16 protein-coding genes and 3 tRNA genes are annotated in these 18,037 nt (G+C 37.0%); 15 read left to right on the forward strand and 4 right to left on the reverse strand.

What is annotated here, in order from left to right; translation table 11 throughout:
- Positions 1–92 precede the first annotated feature (92 nt).
- Together ACSLUO_RS11625 and ACSLUO_RS11630 are read left to right on the forward strand one after the other, a co-directional pair.
- Positions 93–2,015, forward strand: a complete 1,923-nt coding sequence (locus ACSLUO_RS11625) for a M1 family metallopeptidase (RefSeq protein WP_448248704.1) — start codon at positions 93–95, stop codon at positions 2,013–2,015.
- 5 nt (positions 2,016–2,020) lie between these two features.
- Entirely contained in the window at positions 2,021–2,455 is a 435-nt protein-coding gene (locus ACSLUO_RS11630; protein WP_448248705.1) for a cupin domain-containing protein, read from the forward strand.
- A 379-nt stretch (positions 2,456–2,834) separates the two neighbouring features.
- On the opposite strand, the gene ACSLUO_RS11635 is transcribed toward ACSLUO_RS11630, so the two are convergent.
- The 3 genes from ACSLUO_RS11635 to ACSLUO_RS11645 form a co-directional block, all read right to left on the reverse strand.
- Positions 2,835–2,910, reverse strand: a tRNA-Val gene (locus ACSLUO_RS11635).
- Positions 2,911–2,954: 44 nt separating this feature from the next.
- Positions 2,955–3,030: transfer RNA gene (locus tag ACSLUO_RS11640), tRNA-Val, on the reverse strand.
- A 55-nt stretch (positions 3,031–3,085) separates the two neighbouring features.
- Positions 3,086–3,161: transfer RNA gene (locus tag ACSLUO_RS11645), tRNA-Val, on the reverse strand.
- 322 nt (positions 3,162–3,483) lie between these two features.
- Here ACSLUO_RS11645 and gltX point away from each other — a divergent pair.
- Complete coding sequence (gene gltX, locus ACSLUO_RS11650; protein ID WP_448248706.1) at positions 3,484–4,896, forward strand: glutamate--tRNA ligase; 1,413 nt, start codon at positions 3,484–3,486, stop codon at positions 4,894–4,896.
- A 99-nt stretch (positions 4,897–4,995) separates the two neighbouring features.
- The gene (locus tag ACSLUO_RS11655) at positions 4,996–6,327 is read left to right on the forward strand and encodes a DEAD/DEAH box helicase (protein ID WP_448248707.1); all 1,332 of its coding nucleotides are present in this window, start codon (positions 4,996–4,998) and stop codon (positions 6,325–6,327) included.
- 33 nt (positions 6,328–6,360) lie between these two features.
- Here ACSLUO_RS11655 and ACSLUO_RS11660 read toward each other — a convergent pair whose 3' ends face one another.
- Positions 6,361–7,113: an SEL1-like repeat protein gene (locus ACSLUO_RS11660; protein WP_448248708.1), complete on the reverse strand. Its 753-nt coding sequence runs from the start codon at positions 7,111–7,113 to the stop codon at positions 6,361–6,363.
- 257 nt (positions 7,114–7,370) lie between these two features.
- Here ACSLUO_RS11660 and ACSLUO_RS11665 point away from each other — a divergent pair, with 257 nt between their 5' ends.
- From ACSLUO_RS11665 to ACSLUO_RS11715, 11 genes are read left to right on the forward strand one after another with little or no spacing between them, the layout of a single operon-like run.
- Positions 7,371–7,658, forward strand: a complete 288-nt coding sequence (locus ACSLUO_RS11665; protein WP_448248709.1) for an STAS domain-containing protein — start codon at positions 7,371–7,373, stop codon at positions 7,656–7,658.
- Between the two features lie 33 nt (positions 7,659–7,691).
- A complete protein-coding gene (locus tag ACSLUO_RS11670; protein ID WP_448248710.1) occupies positions 7,692–8,054 on the forward strand; it encodes a response regulator in 363 nt (120 codons plus the stop codon).
- 4 nt (positions 8,055–8,058) lie between these two features.
- Positions 8,059–10,128: a chemotaxis protein CheA gene (locus tag ACSLUO_RS11675; RefSeq protein ID WP_448248711.1), complete on the forward strand. Its 2,070-nt coding sequence runs from the start codon at positions 8,059–8,061 to the stop codon at positions 10,126–10,128.
- Entirely contained in the window at positions 10,128–10,673 is a 546-nt protein-coding gene (locus ACSLUO_RS11680) for a chemotaxis protein CheW (RefSeq protein ID WP_448248712.1), read from the forward strand. Before ACSLUO_RS11675 ends, ACSLUO_RS11680 begins: the two co-directional genes overlap by 1 nt.
- A complete protein-coding gene (locus ACSLUO_RS11685) occupies positions 10,666–11,154 on the forward strand; it encodes a chemotaxis protein CheW (protein ID WP_448248713.1) in 489 nt (162 codons plus the stop codon). Before ACSLUO_RS11680 ends, ACSLUO_RS11685 begins: the two co-directional genes overlap by 8 nt.
- A 28-nt stretch (positions 11,155–11,182) precedes the next feature.
- Positions 11,183–13,939 (forward strand): methyl-accepting chemotaxis protein, encoded by a 2,757-nt coding sequence (locus ACSLUO_RS11690; RefSeq protein ID WP_448248714.1) that lies wholly within the window; start codon positions 11,183–11,185, stop codon positions 13,937–13,939.
- A gap of 6 nt (positions 13,940–13,945) precedes the next feature.
- The gene (locus ACSLUO_RS11695) at positions 13,946–14,794 is read left to right on the forward strand and encodes a CheR family methyltransferase (RefSeq protein ID WP_448248715.1); all 849 of its coding nucleotides are present in this window, start codon (positions 13,946–13,948) and stop codon (positions 14,792–14,794) included.
- Positions 14,791–15,450: a chemoreceptor glutamine deamidase CheD gene (gene cheD, locus ACSLUO_RS11700; RefSeq protein WP_448248716.1), complete on the forward strand. Its 660-nt coding sequence runs from the start codon at positions 14,791–14,793 to the stop codon at positions 15,448–15,450. Before ACSLUO_RS11695 ends, cheD begins: the two co-directional genes overlap by 4 nt.
- Before the next feature lie 11 nt (positions 15,451–15,461).
- Positions 15,462–16,544, forward strand: a complete 1,083-nt coding sequence (gene cheB, locus ACSLUO_RS11705; RefSeq protein ID WP_448248717.1) for a protein-glutamate methylesterase/protein-glutamine glutaminase — start codon at positions 15,462–15,464, stop codon at positions 16,542–16,544.
- Positions 16,534–17,709 carry a methyl-accepting chemotaxis protein gene (locus tag ACSLUO_RS11710; protein WP_448248718.1) on the forward strand — a complete coding sequence of 392 codons (1,176 nt, stop codon included), beginning with the start codon at positions 16,534–16,536 and terminating at the stop codon, positions 17,707–17,709. The genes cheB and ACSLUO_RS11710 overlap by 11 nt, the downstream gene beginning before the upstream one ends.
- A 19-nt stretch (positions 17,710–17,728) precedes the next feature.
- Complete coding sequence (locus tag ACSLUO_RS11715; RefSeq protein WP_448248719.1) at positions 17,729–18,037, forward strand: STAS domain-containing protein; 309 nt, start codon at positions 17,729–17,731, stop codon at positions 18,035–18,037.

The following is an 18,037-nucleotide window of genomic DNA, read 5'->3' on the forward strand; positions in this document are numbered from 1 at the left end:
TTTATTTAGTGAATTTTTTAGATATAACTTTGAACATTTTGTTAGAATGGTTATGCTTAATTTTTGTTGTATTTTAACCAAGTAGGGAATTTATGTTTGCTCACGTCCTTGTATCCGTCATTCGTCAATTTAGTCTAGTATGTTTGTTAGCGATTGGTTTTAACACTAGCGTAATAGCGCAACCAGTTGACTCCCTCGTTGATGAATATACTTATGCTAATTATCAGCAAGTGAGTGTCCATCACCTTTATTTAGATTTAGCTGTTGATTTCAACAGACAGCAATTTTCGGGTTTTGCTGATTTATCTTTAACATGGCGTGATCGTGATAACAAAAAAACAGCTACTTTGATATTAGATACCCGTGATCTAGATATTAAATCAGTGATGAGTCAATCGCCAAAAGGAAGCTGGCAAAGTAGCACTTTTCATTTAGCTGAGCGCGATGACGTTTTAGGTTCAAAGTTAACCATTAAGTTAAGTGAACAAGCAGAGAAAGTGAGAGTATATTATCAAACTAAGCCACAGGCTTCCGGTTTACAATGGTTAACGTCACAACAAACGGCAGGTAAGCAGTATCCTTTTGTTTATAGCCAAAATCAGCCAATCCATGCCCGCTCTTGGATACCAATTCAAGATACTCCCAGTGTTAGGATGACTTATCAAGCAAGGATCACAACAGATAAAAATTTACTTGCAGTAATGAGTGCTAATAATGAACCTGACACGCCTAAAGATGGTGATTATTATTTTTCAATGCCACAAGCTATTCCCGCTTATTTAATTGCACTCGCGGTTGGTGACTTAGAAGTTAAAGCCATGAGTGAGCAAACAGCCGTTTATGCCGAAGCTAAATATTTAGATGCTGCTGTCAATGAATTTAATGATACTCAAGCGATGATCGATGTTACAGAGAAACTTTTTGGAGAGTATCGCTGGGGCCGTTACGATTTACTTATTTTACCACCGAGTTTTCCTTATGGTGGTATGGAAAATCCTCGACTTTCTTTTATTACACCAACTGTTATTGCTGGCGATAAAAGTTTAGTTAATTTAATTGCTCATGAATTAGCCCATTCATGGTCAGGTAATTTAGTAACTAACCAAACTTGGCGTGATTTATGGCTTAATGAAGGTTTTACCTCGTATGTGGAAAATCGCATTATGGAAGCGGTGTTTGGTACTGAGCGAGCATTAATGGAGCAAGCGTTAAGCGCACAAAGTTTAAGTTATCAATTAGCTGAACTACCCGCCAACGATACTCAGCTATATATTGATTTAAAAGGGCGAGATCCCGATGAAGCTTTTACTTCCGTACCTTATATTAAAGGTCAGTTATTTTTATTATATTTAGAGCAAAAATTTGGTCGAGAGGTGTTTGATCGCTTTTTAACAAAATACTTTAATGAACATGCCTTTGAAAGTTTAAATACACCAGCGTTTGAACAATATCTTTACCAGCATTTGCTTACGGCTTCCCCAAATACGGTGAGTAAAGCTAAAGTTAAAGAGTGGCTATATGAAGAAGGCTTACCTGCGGATTGGCCGAAAGTCACCCTTGATGTATTTAAACAAATCGACCTCGATATTGTTGCTTTAATCTCAGAACATGCTGCGATAGATAGCCATATCAAGGCATTAAATACTACAAGTTGGACCGTGCATCATTGGTTATATTTTCTTAATAACCTTCCTCGTGATATTTCTTTAAGTACCATGGCACAGTTAGATAAACGTTTTAATTTAACAAACAGCACCAATACTGAAGTTGCACATGCTTGGTATGTGTTAGCTTTAAATGTTGATTACCAACCGATTATGCCTGCACTAGAACAATATTTAATGAATATTGGTCGACGTAAATTAATTGTCCCTTTATACAAGCAACTGTTTAACTCTGAGCAAAACAGGGCTTGGGCGAAAGCGATATATTTTCTAGCAAAACCGAGTTATCACCAATTAGCGCAAGGTACGATAGAAGCCTTATTAGATACAGATAAAACAACAGTAGAGTAGCTTAGATGAAAAAAATCAATTCCTTCTTTAAGCGCTTAATCCCTGTTTTGTTTGTTGTTAATGTCAGCCAAGCTAATGAAATTAAAGAGCCTGTAACTAAAGTTAAATCAATTCAAACATTATCTGAAAAATCTGAAAAATCAGGCGAACGAGAAAACCTAGGAAAGCGAGAGGTATTATTAGATAACTCAAAGGTGCTTATGGTGCGGTTAACTTATACACCGGGTAGTGAATCAGGCTTTCATGAACATATCTATGCTTATCGAACGATATATGTTGTTCAAGGTGGCCAATTATTGCTTATTAACGATAATGAGCAACAAACCAGTAAAGCGATCACCGTTCATGATGGCCAAGCCTTATATATGCCAGCATCGCGCCATAATATTAAAAATATCGGTACAACTGAAATTGTCTTAATTGAAACCGAACTGAAATAACATTATTGATGGAATATTTATCCCAAAGCTCGCGTTTAGTGATGAAACTTGTGTGAGTTTTGGGAGCTTGACCGTTACAAAATTCTGTTAATTTAAATAAGCTACAATTTAACAATAAAGTTGTAGACGATTTTATTTTGAATTAAGAGACTTGAACCAGTGATTGGTGCGGGTTGTAAAGAGCAGAAGGCACTTGATCTTTAAAATAGTCTGTTAATTTTAACAGTAATTTAAGGTTTAATAAGAAAGTGGTGGACGATTTGATTTTGAATTAAGAATGCTTGAACCAGTGATTGGTACGGGTTGTAAAGAGTAGAAGGTGCTTGACCGTTAATATAATCAGTTGGTTTTAAAAATAAAATGTAATTTAATAAGAAAGTGGTGGACGATACTGGGCTTGAACCAGTGACCCCCGCCTTGTAAGGGCGGTGCTCTCCCAACTGAGCTAATCGTCCATATATATATCAGATATGATATGAATCTAGGATAATAAATAAAGTGGTGGACGATACTGGGCTTGAACCAGTGACCCCCGCCTTGTAAGGGCGGTGCTCTCCCAACTGAGCTAATCGTCCAGTTTATTTATTCCAGAAGTTTTAAAAACAACCAAATCACATTTTCATGCAGAAGTGGTGGACGATACTGGGCTTGAACCAGTGACCCCCGCCTTGTAAGGGCGGTGCTCTCCCAACTGAGCTAATCGTCCGTCTCTGTGGTGGCGTATTATAGGGAGAAGTAAAAACCTGTCAACACCATTATGTAAATAAATCTCATTTTTTTATTAAAATGTGTTTGTTCGCTCTATTTTTGTACATCCTGACTAATTAATAAACGTACTTATATTATTGGTAGTAGCGAATGTTATTCGTTCGCCATTTCTTATAATGGAAAATTTATTGATAAAGCGGCAATAAAGCCAAATTGAACAGGTGTATTCATAGCATTACCCTGATAAAATAGCGCGCAATTTTATACCGTTATTAGCGTTAGTTGATTTAACTAGCGCAACAGAGAATTGAGAGAGCTTCATGACATTAACAACTCGTTTTGCGCCAAGTCCTACAGGTTATTTACACGTAGGTGGTGCTCGTACCGCATTATATAGTTGGTTATACGCTAAAAAGAATGGCGGCGACTTTATCCTTCGTATTGAAGATACTGATTTAGAGCGTTCTACTCAAGCGTCTGTAGATGCCATTATGGATGGCATGACATGGTTAAATCTTGAATGGAATAAGGGCCCTTATTTTCAAACTCAGCGTTTTGATCGTTATAAAGAAGTGATACAACAGCTATTAGACTCAGGTAATGCATACCGTTGTTATTCAACGCCTGAAGAAGTTGAAGCGATGCGTGAAGAAGCTCGTGCTAAAGGTGAAAAAGAAAAATATAACGGTTTATGGCGTGATCGCACTGATTATCCAGAAGACAAGCCATTTGTTATTCGCTTTAAAAACCCACTTGAAGGTGATGTTGTTATCAAAGATTTGGTGAAAGGTGATATCACTATTTCAAACCAAGAATTAGATGATTTAATTATTGCTCGTTCAGACGGTACACCAACATATAACTTAACGGTAGTGGTTGATGATTGGGATATGAAAGTATCACATGTTGTCCGTGGTGATGATCATGTTAATAACACACCGCGCCAAATTAATATTTTAAAAGCATTAGGTGCACCGTTACCTGAATATGCGCATATTCCAATGATTTTAGGTGATGACGGTAAGCGTTTATCTAAACGTCATGGTGCTGTTAGTGTTATGCAATATCGTGATGACGGTTATTTGCCGGAAGCGTTATTAAATTATTTAGTACGTTTAGGTTGGTCACACGGCGATCAAGAAATCTTCTCTCGTGAAGAGATGATCGAATTATTTGACTTAACCGGCTGTAATCGTGCGCCATCTGCTTTTAACACGGATAAGTTGATTTGGGTAAATCAGCATTACATGAAAACATTAGCACCAAGCTATGTGGCTGAGCATTTAGCTTGGCATATGGCGGATCAAGGCATTGATACGTCAAATGGTCCTGCATTAGAAGATATTGTCAAAGTACAAGCGGATCGTGTTAAAACGTTAAAAGAAATGGCGGAAATTTCAGCGTATTTTTATCAAGACTTTACTGAATTTGATGCGACAGCACTAAAAAAACATTTACGCCCTGTAGCACAGCAGCCACTTGAAGTTGTTAAAGAAAAATTGACGGCGTTAGCTGATTGGACACCAGAGGCAATTCACGCGCAAATTAATGCAACGGCTGAAGAGTTAGAGCTTGGTATGGGCAAAGTAGGTATGCCATTGCGTGTTGCTGCCACAGGCGCAGGTAATTCACCATCGTTAGATTTAACGTTAGCACTATTACCGAAAGAAAAAGTATTAGCACGAATTGATATGGCGTTAGCTGCTATAGCTGAGCGTATTGCTAATAGTTAACCTGATAACACATGATCACTTAAAATAAGTGATGGGTAAATTTAAGCCGTTCAATTTTTACTATAGATTTAAAAAATAGAACGGCTATTGGAGATTTCTTTGCAATTTATTGATTTTGGTTTAGACAGAAAGTTACAAGCAACTATTGAACATTTAGGCTTCAACGAGCCGACAGATATTCAACATCAAGCCATTCCTGCTGCTATGGCAGGGCATGACTTAATTGCCTCGTCTAAAACTGGCTCAGGTAAAACTTTGGCGTTTTTATTGCCAGCGCTACAGCGATTAATAAAAAATAGAGCTTTATCTAAGCGTGATCCGCGTGTGGTTATTTTAACGCCAACTCGCGAATTAGCTAAGCAAGTTTTTTCTCAATTACGCCTTTTTACTGCTAATACACAATTTAAAGCAGTATTAGTGTTAGGTGGTGAAAACTTTAACGATCAAGTTAAAACCTTAGAAAAAGATCCGCATTTTATTGTTGCAACCCCTGGTCGGTTAACTGACCACCTTGAACAAGGGCATTTTTATTTACATGGCCTTGAATTGCTTATTTTAGATGAAGCCGATCGCATGCTCGATTTAGGCTTTGCAGAGCAATTAACTAAAATCAATCAAGCGGCGGATCACCGTAAACGTCAAACCCTTATGTTTTCGGCAACCTTAGATCACGCACAAGTGAATGAGTTTGCCATGGCATTGTTAAAAAATCCGAAGCGCATCGCGATTGGTCATGCTCATACTGAACATAAAGATATAACTAAACGTTTTTATTTGGCGGATAACTTAGATCATAAAGAAGCATTACTTGATTCGTTATTAACAACGGAAACATACCAACAAGTGATTATTTTCACTGCTACCCGTAGCGACACTGAACGTTTAGCACAAAAATTAACACAACAAGGTATTAGCACCTTAGCGCTAAGTGGTGAGTTAAACCAAAGTCAGCGTAATAAAATTATGGAGTCTTTTAGTAAAGGGCAACATAAAATTTTAGTAACAACAGATTTAGCATCACGTGGTTTAGACTTGGTTAATGTGTCTCATGTTATCAACTTTGATCTTCCTAAACATACTGAAGAGTTTGTTCATCGTATTGGCCGAACAGGGCGTGCTGGTAGTACTGGTGATGCGATATCGTTTGTTGGTCCTAAAGACTGGTTAAGTTTTAAAAATATTGAAGGTTTTTTACAAGCAACCTTTAATTTTGACGTTCTTGATGGTTTAAAAGCTAAGTTTAAAGGTTTAAAACCTAAAACAGCTATTAAGAAAAAAGATCAACAAGCCAAAACCAAAGTGAAAAAGTCAGCAAAAGAGCGACCAATCAATAAAGTGAAAAAGAAAATTTCATTTAATCTTGAAGATGCTGGCGCTATGCCAATTCGGAAAAAAGTTGGCGGTGGTTTACAAGAATCAGACGAAGATTAAATAAAACTATCGCATAAATTATCGGTAAACGTTTTATAGATCTTTAGCTAGTACAACAGCTTGGTTATATAAAAAAGGGTCGGCAGCTTTGAGTTGTTCGACCCTTTTTACTGCCTGTGGTAAACCTAAATCGGCGGCATTTATTAACCAAGCTAATCCTAATGTTTGATTTTCTTCTACGCCTTCTGCTAAAAAATAGGCACGACCTAAAGCGCCCATGGCTTTAGCATTTAATTGTTTTGCAGCTTGTTCAAATAAAACAAAAGCTTGGGTAAAGGCTTTATTTTCACGATGGCTTATGGCTTGTTGAAATAATTCACAGGCACCTGAAAGTTTTTCATTATTTGTTAATTTTTCATTGAAAGCCGTTTTGCTTTCTTCAACATCTACAGTGGTTACTTCATCATCGTTAAAAATATCTCTAACTTTTAGCTCATCACGTTTATCGTTTAATAAGCAGCCGATAATTGCGTCATATCTGGCATTAAGCTGCGCATGAGTTTCTTGCTGCTTTTCTACTTGCTGTTTAAAAAAGTTTAATTCATCGTCAAGTTTGGCGATCAATTCATCTTTGTGGGCTAGCTGTTGTTGGTGTGATGCCATCAATTGTTCTATATGCGCTTTATTTGCTGAATCAAGCCTATGTTGTTGTTTTTCACTAAATAGCTCAAACCGTTGTAAAACAGTATTAACACTGCTTTCATAATTACTTTTCATTTTCTCAAACCAGCGAAAAATTTGGCTAGGTACTTTGGCACTAGATCCTTTTAGAGCGTCATTAGGCATTGTTATTTTTTACTTTTAACGATTGGTAAAAATAAAGATAAATAGAGAATCAAATTAAATCAATTTTTCATCGCGAATAATACTTATTACTTTCAATGTACCGAAAAAACTAAATGTGGCGCTAAATTTTAATGGCTTAGCGAATGTTCATTCAATGCAATCAAACTCCCTTTTTATTTATTTCATTGATTTTCTTGATTTAATCAATTTTTGAAATATATTTTATTACACAGACAGGAACTTTGGCTTATTGATTAATGGAACTAATATCTCTTGAACTCCCCGATGACTTATCTATTGCGCGTGTTGAGGAATATAAACATCAGGTTATTTCTCAAATTGACACTGCCACTAAAGTTACTATCAATGATGAAAAATTAATCAAGATTGACACTGTAGGTGTGCAATTATTATTAGCAATAATTCATCACCTGTTAGCTAAAGGTATTGAGGTTGAGTGGCAAATTAAAACACCGATATTAATAGAGAGTATTAAGCAGCTGGGGTTAGCTAGCTCTGACCTCAGTCGTTACTTAAATAAGTAGTTATCTAAATAAGTAAATTCATAAGGAAACCTAATGACAAAAGTATTGGTTGTTGATGATTCAAACTCTATCCGCGATATGGTGAGTTTTACGCTTAAAAGTGCTGGTTATGAAACAGTGGAGGCTAAAGATGGACTGGATGGTTTAACTAAAGCTAAAACGGGGACTTTTGATTTAGTGATCTCAGATGTCAATATGCCAAACATGGATGGCATCACTTTGTGTCAAGAGTTGCGAACCTTACCGACATTTAAATTTACTCCTATTTTAATGTTAACAACAGAAAGCTCAGGCGATATGAAAATGAAAGGAAAGTCGGCAGGAGCAACCGGTTGGTTAGTCAAACCTTTTAATCCAGAGAAGTTGTTAGCTACCATCAAACGTGTTGTAAGGTAAAATTATGACCATAGATCTTGCGCAATTCTTACCTTCTTTTCTGGAAGAAAGTTATGAAGGTATAGAGGTGATGGAATCTGGTTTATTGAATTTACAGCCAGGTGATCTTGACGCTATTAATGCTATTTTTCGTGCTGCTCATTCTATTAAAGGTGGAGCAGGAACTTTTGGCTTTGATCAAGTCACTAAATTCACGCATTTAGTGGAAACACTATTAGATGAAATGCGTGACGGTCGTCGAGACATTAGCCAGTCAGATATTGAAATATTATTGGAGTCGGTTGATTGTATTCGTTTATTAATCGATGCTGATAAAGAACAAGTCCCTTGCACAGATCCTAAAATAACAGAAACTTCACAGTTACTTACCGATACCTTAAATGAAACTAGTCCGGCAGATCCTAGTGAGGAGCCAGAGGCTATAGCGAATGACGAAGTCAGCTGGCAAATAGAATTTATTCCCGAGCATCATTTAGTAAAAACGGGCAATGATCCCATTTTTCTTTTTAATGCGTTAAATGAGTTAGGTAAAACATCGATTGTTTGTCATAACGAGCTTGTTCCCGATCTACATGATATTGATGCACAAGAGCTTTATTTATACTGGTCAATAACACTAGTGACAAGCGCAAGTGAAGCAGAGATACGTGAAATTTTTGAATGGGTAGAAGATGAATGCCAGCTTACGATCGGCAAGTTGCCTCCAGAAAGTAATGAGCAAAACCCTATTGCTGAACAAGAACCCGCTGAGGTGGCAGAGCCTGTTCAATCTTCCGTTAAACAGGCAAGTTCAGAAGAAGCCGTAACCCCAACAACGGTGACTACGGTTAAAGAAACAAAAGTTGCTAAATCAAAACCAGATGCAGGATCTATTCGAGTAGGGGTTGATAAAGTTGATAGCCTGATCAATTTAGTGGGAGAGTTGGTGATCACACAATCAATGTTATCAGAGCTTGGTAATGACTTTGAACTGGCAAAAATTGAACGATTAACCTCGGGTTTAGAGCAGTTGTTACAAAATACGAAAGAGCTGCAAGAAAGTGTTATGCGTATTCGTATGTTGCCAATCAGTTTTGCCTTTAATCGTTTTCCTCGTTTAATTCATGATTTATCGAAAAAAACGGGTAAAGACATTGAGTTAATTATTAAAGGTGAACAAACCGAATTAGATAAAACGGTAATGGAACAAATTGGTGATCCCCTCGTGCACTTGGTTCGCAATGCCGTTGATCATGGTATTGAACCGGCTGAACAACGGATCGCCAATGGTAAAGATGCCAAAGGCACAATTTATCTCGATGCTTATCATCAAGGTGGCAATATTGTTATTGAAATTCGTGATGATGGTGGTGGCATTGACCGACAAGCGGTTTTTGATAAGGCAATGGAAAAAGGATTAGTGGATGAAAATACTTCGCTGACTGATAGCCAAGTATTTGATTTGATTTTTGAACCTGGCTTTTCAACGGCTAAAACACTAAGTGATATTTCTGGTCGTGGTGTTGGAATGGATGTTGTTAAACGTAACATTCAATCACTTGGTGGCCGTATTCAAGTGCAATCAGAACCAAATAAAGGCAGTGCTTTTAAAGTGCACTTACCCTTAACTTTGGCTATTTTAGATGGGCAATTAGTGAAAGTAGGTACTGAAACTTACATTATTCCTTTGATCTCTATTGTTGAATCTTTACAAGCTAAATCTAAGCTCATTAATCGTGTTTCTGGTGACATGGTGTTGTATCGCTTAAGGGAAGACAATGTTCCCGTTTTACCTATTTATCAATTATTTAATTTGACCGCTGAAAATACTGAAGTTGATAACTCATTATTAGTTGTGGTTGAGTCTGATGGTCAAAAAGTAGGGTTGATGGTTGATGATTTATTAGCCCAACAACAAGTGGTGATTAAAAGTTTGGTTGATAATTATCAACAAGTTGAAGGTATTTCCGGAGCCACTATTTTAGGTGATGGCTCTGTTGCGATGATTTTAGACATTCCAGGGATGATCGCCATGGCAATGAAAAAATCGCAGCATTCTCAACGAGCTGACAATTTAGTATCGGAGACTGTGTAATGGACATTCAAGCACTTGCTCAGGATATTCCGCCAGAAGGAGAGCACTCTCTTGAAGGGATTGATTTTATCACCAGTGGTGAACAGTATTTAACCTTTAATTTAGGGCAAGAACAATACGCCATTGATATTTTATGTGTTGAAGAAATTCGCAGTTGGGAGCAGCCCACCATTATTCCTAATTCGCCAGACTATGTAAAAGGGGTTATCAACATGCGTGGTGTGATTGTTCCTATTATCGATTTACGGATGAAATTTGCTATTGGTGAGGTTACTTATTCTGAGATCACTGTCGTGATTGTACTTACCGTCGAAAACGATACAGGTACACGTACTATTGGTTTTGTTGTTGATGCGGTATCTGATGTGTTAAATGCGGATGAAAAAGACATTCAAAATTCCCCTTCATTTGGTGGTTCTATTGCCCATCATTATATTCAAGGCATAGTTAACGTCGGCGAAAAAGTAGTTACTTTATTAAATGTTGTTGCCTTACAAGAAATTGAAAAACATAAAATAAATCATCAAGGCCCAAAACATGATTGAGATCGAAGAAGAATACTTAACGTTTATGTTAGACGGTGAAGAATATGGCATTGATATCTTATGTGTGCAAGAAATTCGCGTGCTCAGCTCTGTCACCGAATTGCCAAATAAACCTGAATATATTAAAGGAGTGATTAATTTACGCGGCATAATTATTCCAATAATTGATCTTAGATTACGCTTTGGTAAGCCAGCTTTAACCTACAACGAGCAAACCGTTACCCTTATTTTAAAAAGTCAAAATCCAGATAAACCTATGATGGTAGGCATTATTGTTGATGCAGTTTCAGACGTTTATAAGTTTAGCCGTCAAGCTATTCGTAAAGCGCCAACCTTTGGTAATGCTATCGATAATTGTTTTTTGCATGGTTTAGCCAATTATGAAGACAAGCTGGTTATTTTATTAGCCATGAATTCATTACTCGATGAAAACGAATTATACCAAACCAACCCTTTAAAAAGAGCTGAAGCAACCTCTTAACAACTATAGTTATTAAGGAAAATAACAGATGACTCCAAAGCAAATTAGTTTAGTTCAAACCAGTTGGAAAAAGGTTAAACCCATTTCAGAACAAGCAGCCGAAATTTTCTATAGCACCTTGTTTGAGTTAGATCCAAGCTTAAAAAAACTGTTTAAGTCTGATCTGAAAGTACAAGGCAAAAAATTAATGACCATGCTTGATACGGCGGTTAAGTTGCTTTCTCAACCAGAAAAGTTAATACCAGCGGTTGAACAACTTGGTGAGCGGCATGTTGGCTATGGTGTTACTTCTGAACATTACGATACGGTTGGTACTGCATTAATTAAAACCTTAGAAGCCGGTTTGGGGGATGATTTTAACATCACCACTAAACGTGCTTGGTTAGCCGTTTACAAGGTACTTTCGTCGACAATGATAAAAGCGGCAGAGGACTATCAATTAACATTAGATAATTCTGAAGAAAACATAACGGATGATGCGATGAATAAAGAGCAAGATTTAGCAGTAAGGTTACAAGGTGCGTTAGATCAGTCAGCGACACCTATTATGATGATAGATAGAGATTTTATTATTAATTATGCAAATAACGCTACTTTGTCTCTGTTGAAAAAGCATGAAGCGGTATTTCGTTTAAAATGGCCTGAATTTAGTGCCAGTGAAGAAAATGTCATCGGTGCTTGTATTGATATATTTCATGAAAATCCAGCGCATCAACGGAAATTATTAGACGATCCTACTAATTTACCGTGGAAAGCGGATATTAACATTGAAACGTTAATTTTCGAACTTAACGTTTCGGCAATTAATGACGCCGCCGGTAATTATATTGGTAATTCGTTAGAGTGGCAGGATGTTACCGAAGCCAGAGCACAAGAAAACAAAGCCGTACAATTGCAAGGGGCTATCGAGCAATCAGGTACACCTTGTATGATGATAGATCGAGATTTTATTATTACTTATGCTAATACCGCGACCCTGACGTTATTAAAAGAACATGAAGTGACATTTGCTAAAAAATGGCCTGGTTTTAGTGCTCAACCCGATAAAATTATCGGAATGTGCATTGATGGTTTTCATGCTAATCCTGCCCATCAGCGAAAGCTATTAGATGACCCAACAAATTTACCATGGAAAACGGATATTAAAATTGAACATTTGATTTTTGAATTAAATGTAACGGCAATCAATGATGTTAATGGTAATTATATTGGTAATTCATTGGAGTGGCAGGATGTCACTGATGCGCGCAATAAAGCAATAGAAGTGGGGCGTTTATCTTCCGCAGTTGAAGGCATGACAACTAATCTAATGATGGCAGATCCCACCGGTAAAATTGTTTATGCCAATCCTTCTGTTTTGTCGATGTTACGAAGACGTGAGCAAGCATTAAAATCAGCTTTACCTGCTTTTAGTGTTGATCGGGTTGTAGGCACTAATTTTGATAGTTTCCATAAAAATCCAGCTCACCAACAAAATTTATTGGGTAATCCCGATAATTTACCTTATAAAACTGAAATCAGTGTTGCTGGCCTAGTATTTGAGTTGATCGCTATCGCCTTAAGAGATGATAAAGGTAATCATGTTGGTACTGCTGTGCAATGGTTAGACCTAACAGAACAAAAAGATGCTCAAAACCAAGTTGACGGTTTGATCAATGCCGCTATAAGTGGACGTTTAGATAGTCGAATTGATACCAGTCAATATGAAGGCTTTATGAAAGGCTTAGGCGATAATATCAATAGTTTAATGGATTCTATTATTGCGCCAATTAATGATGCTATTTCAACGGCACAAATGTTAGCAGAAGGTAACCTAACTCAAACAATGGATGGTGAATATGAAGGTGAATTTTTAGCTTTAGCCCAAGCCATGAATGGTTCAATTGAAAACTTAAGTTCGATGGTTGAAGAAATACGAAATGCTTCCACTAGCGTTTTTGATGCCGCCAGAGAAATTGCCGCAGGTAACGATGAATTAAGTCATCGTACTGAATCACAAGCATCAAGTTTAGAAGAAACCGCTTCAGCCATGGAAGAGCTAACCAGTACAGTACAACAAAATGCTGAAAATGCCGGTGAAGCAAGTAAATTATCGACTTCTGTTATGGATAAAGCCAGTAATGGTGGTGAAGTGGTTAAAAATGCGATCACCGCCATGAGCGATATTAATAAGTCGAGTAAAAAAATTGCCGATATTATTAGTGTGATTGACGAAATAGCATTCCAAACTAACTTGTTAGCGTTAAATGCGGCTGTTGAGGCGGCTAGAGCCGGAGAGCAGGGGCGCGGTTTTGCTGTTGTTGCAGCAGAAGTTCGTAATCTAGCACAACGTTCTGCCGGCGCGGCAAAAGAAATAAAAGGCCTTATTAACGATAGTGTTGAAGCGGTAGGACAAGGTACTAAGCTGGTTGATGAAACCGGACAAACCTTTACTGAACTGGTTCAAGCGATTGAAGAAGTGAGTAAAATGATCAGTGATATCGACAGTGCTGGAAAAGAGCAATCTGCCGGTATAGGTGAAGTAAGTGCTGCTGTCAGTCAAATGGACGAAATGACACAACAAAATGCTGCATTAGTGGAAGAAGCAAGTGCTTCGAGTAAAGCAATGGAAGAGCAAGCACAATTATTACTAGAGCAAGTGGCTTTTTTCAATAATGGTAGCGAAGAAATAAAATCTCCTGTTAAAACAAGTCATAGAACTCATGTTAGAGCGGTAACACCTCAACAACCACCAAAACGTTCGCGTCCGGTGACCCCTAGCGATCAAGAATGGGAAGAGTTTTAAATAAGTATGACAATTACTCGTAATAGTGATGCGGTACTAACCGGCAAAGATTTTAATTTTATTTGTCAATTTGTCTATCAAGCGTCGGGTATTGTGTTAAACGACAGTAAACGGGAAATGGTTTATCGTCGTTTAACTCGAATTATTAGAGATCGAAAGCTCGAGTCATTTTCACAATATTGTCAGTTATTAAGAAATAATCCGGAACAAGAAAAAAACTATTTTATTAACGCCATTACCACGAATTTAACGAGTTTTTTTAGAGAGCATCATCACTTTGATTATTTGGCGACAACTGAATTACCTAGGCTGATAAAGCGTGGAACAAAAAAGATCAGAATCTGGTCTTCTGCTTGTTCAACGGGGGAAGAACCATACAGTATCGCGATGACCGTGATGAAAACCATGAAACCCCATCTAGCTTCATGGGATGTAAAAATACTTGCTACCGATATTGATAGTAATGTTTTAGCTAAAGCTAAAAGTGGTATTTATCCTGATAAAGACGATATTTTACCGCTAAATATTAAAAAAAACTTTTTTAAACAGGGTAAAGACGCTAACCGTAATAAAATTAAAGTGAATAATGAGCTGCAATCATTAATTACCTTCAAGCAACTAAATTTGTTACACGAGTGGCCAATGAAAGGCCCTTTTGATGTGATTTTTTGTCGAAATGTTGTGATTTATTTTGATAAAGAAACACAACAAGAGTTGTTCGCTCGCTATTATGATTTATTAGCGCCAGGAGGGCTTTTAATACTAGGGCATAGTGAAAATTTAGGCAGTTATCAAAAGTACTTTAGCAATGTTGGCCGAACCATTTTTAGAAAGCCTGATCAGGTATTAACATGATCTTAAATCAGTTAAGTAAAAAAAATGAAGAGTTAGCAAACTGTTTAGACGAATTTAAACATGTTAATCATTATTGGGATAAACAACGAAATAGTATCGTAGCTAAAATTCTACCGGGTGAATTTTATATGACTAAAGAACCTATCACCATTGCTACAACTTTAGGCTCATGTATATCCGCTTGTCTTTGGGATGAACGAGCAAAACTTGGAGGAATGAATCATTTTATGTTGCCATTAACCGATAAAGAGGCACATGAAGTGAACTGGGGAAGCCGAGGTTTAGTTACGGATTCAACCCGTTATGGTAACTTTGCGATGGAGCATTTAATTAACACTATTTTAAAATATGGTGGCAGAAAGGTTAATTTAAAAGCTAAAGTGTTTGGTGGCGGTAAAGTATTAAAAAAAATGTCAGATGTTGGCGAGCGAAACATTGCTTTTGTTTTAAGCTATTTAAAGCAAGAAAACATTGAAATTGTTAGTTCCGATCTGGGGTTGTCTTACCCAAGAAAAGTGTTATTTGAACCGCAAACAGGGCGTGCCTTTGTTAAGCGGTTAGACAATTTACATAATGATACCATCGCCCGTAGAGAAACAGACTATCGTAAACGTATTGATGATCATGAGGTTGATGGCGACGTTGAGTTGTTTTAACGAGAGGTTTTATGGATAAAATTAAAGTATTAATCGTTGATGACTCTTCGGTAATAAGAGCAATTGTTAGAGGACTACTATCACAAGATGAGAGCATTGTGGTTGTTGGTGAAGCGGAAAACCCGTTAGTTGCTCGTGAGTTAATTAAAAAACTGAACCCTGACGTGTTAACTCTTGATGTTGAAATGCCCAAAATGGATGGTATTACTTTTTTAAGTAATTTGATGCGGTTAAGGCCGATGCCAGTGGTTATGTTGTCGACATTAACCACTAAAGGTGCAGATATTACACTCCAAGCACTTGAAATTGGTGCTGTCGATTTTATCGCAAAACCGAGTGTTGAGTCGTTAATTGCCAATAAAGCGAGTTTTAAAGACCTACTTATTGATAAAATTAAACATGCAATTACTGTTAATCATAAAAATTATCAATTAAATCAGCAGTTATCTAAACCCAGTTCCGAGCTTGAATTAACCTTTGAAGGCGCTGATAAAAATCATATTATCGCTATAGGCGCCTCAACCGGAGGAACAGAAGCAATTAAGTCGGTTTTAATTCAATTGCCTAAAAACTCCCCCCCCATTGTGATAGCGCAACATATTCCGCCAACCTTTAGTGCCCGTTTTGCTAGTCGGTTAAACTCCCTTTGTGCGATGCAAGTGCATGAGGCCAAGCATGGTCAGAAAATTCTACCCGGTCATGTTTATATTGCTCCAGGTGATCGACATTTAAAAGTTGAAAGCAAAGGTGATGCTTTGTTTTGTGTGCTTGATGATTCAGCAGAAGTTAATCGGCATAAACCTGCTGTTGATGTATTGTTTAATTCATTGGTTGCTATAGCTAAAAATGTTCAAGCGATTGTTCTAACTGGCATGGGGAGTGATGGTGCAAAAGGGTTATTAAATTTACAACAGGCCGGCGCAAGAACTATTATTCAAGATGAGCAAAGCAGCTTGATTTGGGGTATGCCGGGGAGTGCAGCTAAGTTACATGCTTATACCGATGAATTTTCACTAAAAGATATTGCGAAAAATATTTTAGCTTTTGCTAAATTACCTCAACATAAAAGGGCAAAGGCTTTATATGTTGATTAAACAAGATCAATCTTCATTAATTATCATTGGCTTGGTTCTCGCTATAATTAATGAGGCTCTGGTCAATATACCTTATTTAACGCTTATATTATTACTTGCTTGTTTATCTATGCAATTAATTAAATATGTTTTTAAAATTAGACAAAACGAGCAACAAGAAATACAGTTAGAACAGGTAGATAAAGAATTAGTTGCGACGTCGTTATTAAGTATTCAACAATTCCTTGAGCATGAAATTAAGGTTTTTGAAAATGAAATCAATAGAACGACAGGTTTTATTCAAAATGCGGCAATGGGCTTATCAGATACATTTAAGTCATTACAAGCATTAAGTTATCAGCAGCATGACATGTTAAATCAGTTAGTTTCACAAAACGCTAATATTGGTGATGAAGATGAAACCTCGTTAGCAACCTTTGTTGATAACTCAAGTAAAACCTTAGATGAATTTGTTAAAGTTATTATAAATACCAGTAAACAATCATTAGAAACAATGAACTATACCGATGAAATGATATCGCAATTTGAGCGAATTTTTTCATTGCTTGAACAGGTTGAAAATTTAGCCAGCCAAACAAATTTACTGGCGTTAAATGCAGCGATTGAAGCGGCAAGAGCAGGAGATGCTGGGCGAGGCTTTGCGGTTGTTGCTAATGAGGTAAGAGCCTTGTCATTAAGCTCAACTGATTTAAATCAAGATATTAGGCAAGAAATTAGTAGCGCAAAAGTAACTATTGAAAATTTAAGAGCCTCTGTTGAAGTTATTGCATCGGCTGATATGACACAAACGATAGCCGAAAAAAATAAAATGGGTGTCATGATGGGGCTCGTTAATGATATTAAAGGTCGAACCGATACTCAGCTAACCGAACTGTTAGCAATTTCACCTCAAATTGAAGATGCCGTTGCTTTGGGGGTTAGAAGTCTTCAATTTGAAGATTTGACTTATCAAGCGCTTAACTCTTTAAGAGATAATCTTGAGCATTTAACTGAATTTAAAGGGGTAATTGATAGTTTAGCGCAAGCAGGTAAATTACAAAATAGTGATACCTTAGACACAATTACGCAGCAATGTATTAAACTTAGCCATGCGTCACAAGATAAAGAGTCGAAACGAAGTGTTAGCCAAACATCTTTAGACGAAGGCGATATAGAATTATTTTAAAAATAAGGAGCAAATATATATGGGAATTACAAAAGAAGTTTCCGAGGATGGTAAAGACGTTAATATTCAAATTGAAGACAGGTTTGATTTTTCGCTTCATCAAGGTTTTCGCGAGTCGTATTCAAAACATGATATAAAACCGGCAAAGTTTACGTTAGATTTAAGTAAAACAACCTATATGGATAGCTCAGCGCTCGGCATGATTTTATTATTAAAAGATTATGCGGAAAATATTTCAGCGGACGTGGTTATTAGTAAACCAAGTGAAACCGTGTATAAAATTTTACAAATAGCGCAATTTCATCGCTTATTAACCATTGAATCATAA

It is taken from the genome of Thalassotalea agariperforans, from assembly GCF_053470345.1.

Excerpts from the sequence above, each read along its gene's own strand:
- ACSLUO_RS11625 (WP_448248704.1), top strand. The coding sequence starts at position 93 with ATGTTTGCTCACGTCCTTGTATCCGTCATTCGTCAATTTAGTCTAGTA.
- ACSLUO_RS11630 (WP_448248705.1), top strand. The coding sequence starts at position 2,021 with ATGAAAAAAATCAATTCCTTCTTTAAGCGCTTAATCCCTGTTTTGTTT.
- gltX (WP_448248706.1), top strand. The coding sequence starts at position 3,484 with ATGACATTAACAACTCGTTTTGCGCCAAGTCCTACAGGTTATTTACAC.
- ACSLUO_RS11660 (WP_448248708.1), bottom strand. The coding sequence starts at position 7,113 with ATGCCTAATGACGCTCTAAAAGGATCTAGTGCCAAAGTACCTAGCCAA.
- ACSLUO_RS11665 (WP_448248709.1), top strand. The coding sequence starts at position 7,371 with ATGGAACTAATATCTCTTGAACTCCCCGATGACTTATCTATTGCGCGT.
- ACSLUO_RS11670 (WP_448248710.1), top strand. The coding sequence starts at position 7,692 with ATGACAAAAGTATTGGTTGTTGATGATTCAAACTCTATCCGCGATATG.
- ACSLUO_RS11675 (WP_448248711.1), top strand. The coding sequence starts at position 8,059 with ATGACCATAGATCTTGCGCAATTCTTACCTTCTTTTCTGGAAGAAAGT.
- ACSLUO_RS11680 (WP_448248712.1), top strand. The coding sequence starts at position 10,128 with ATGGACATTCAAGCACTTGCTCAGGATATTCCGCCAGAAGGAGAGCAC.
- ACSLUO_RS11685 (WP_448248713.1), top strand. The coding sequence starts at position 10,666 with ATGATTGAGATCGAAGAAGAATACTTAACGTTTATGTTAGACGGTGAA.
- ACSLUO_RS11690 (WP_448248714.1), top strand. The coding sequence starts at position 11,183 with ATGACTCCAAAGCAAATTAGTTTAGTTCAAACCAGTTGGAAAAAGGTT.
- ACSLUO_RS11695 (WP_448248715.1), top strand. The coding sequence starts at position 13,946 with ATGACAATTACTCGTAATAGTGATGCGGTACTAACCGGCAAAGATTTT.
- cheD (WP_448248716.1), top strand. The coding sequence starts at position 14,791 with ATGATCTTAAATCAGTTAAGTAAAAAAAATGAAGAGTTAGCAAACTGT.
- cheB (WP_448248717.1), top strand. The coding sequence starts at position 15,462 with ATGGATAAAATTAAAGTATTAATCGTTGATGACTCTTCGGTAATAAGA.
- ACSLUO_RS11710 (WP_448248718.1), top strand. The coding sequence starts at position 16,534 with ATGTTGATTAAACAAGATCAATCTTCATTAATTATCATTGGCTTGGTT.
- ACSLUO_RS11715 (WP_448248719.1), top strand. The coding sequence starts at position 17,729 with ATGGGAATTACAAAAGAAGTTTCCGAGGATGGTAAAGACGTTAATATT.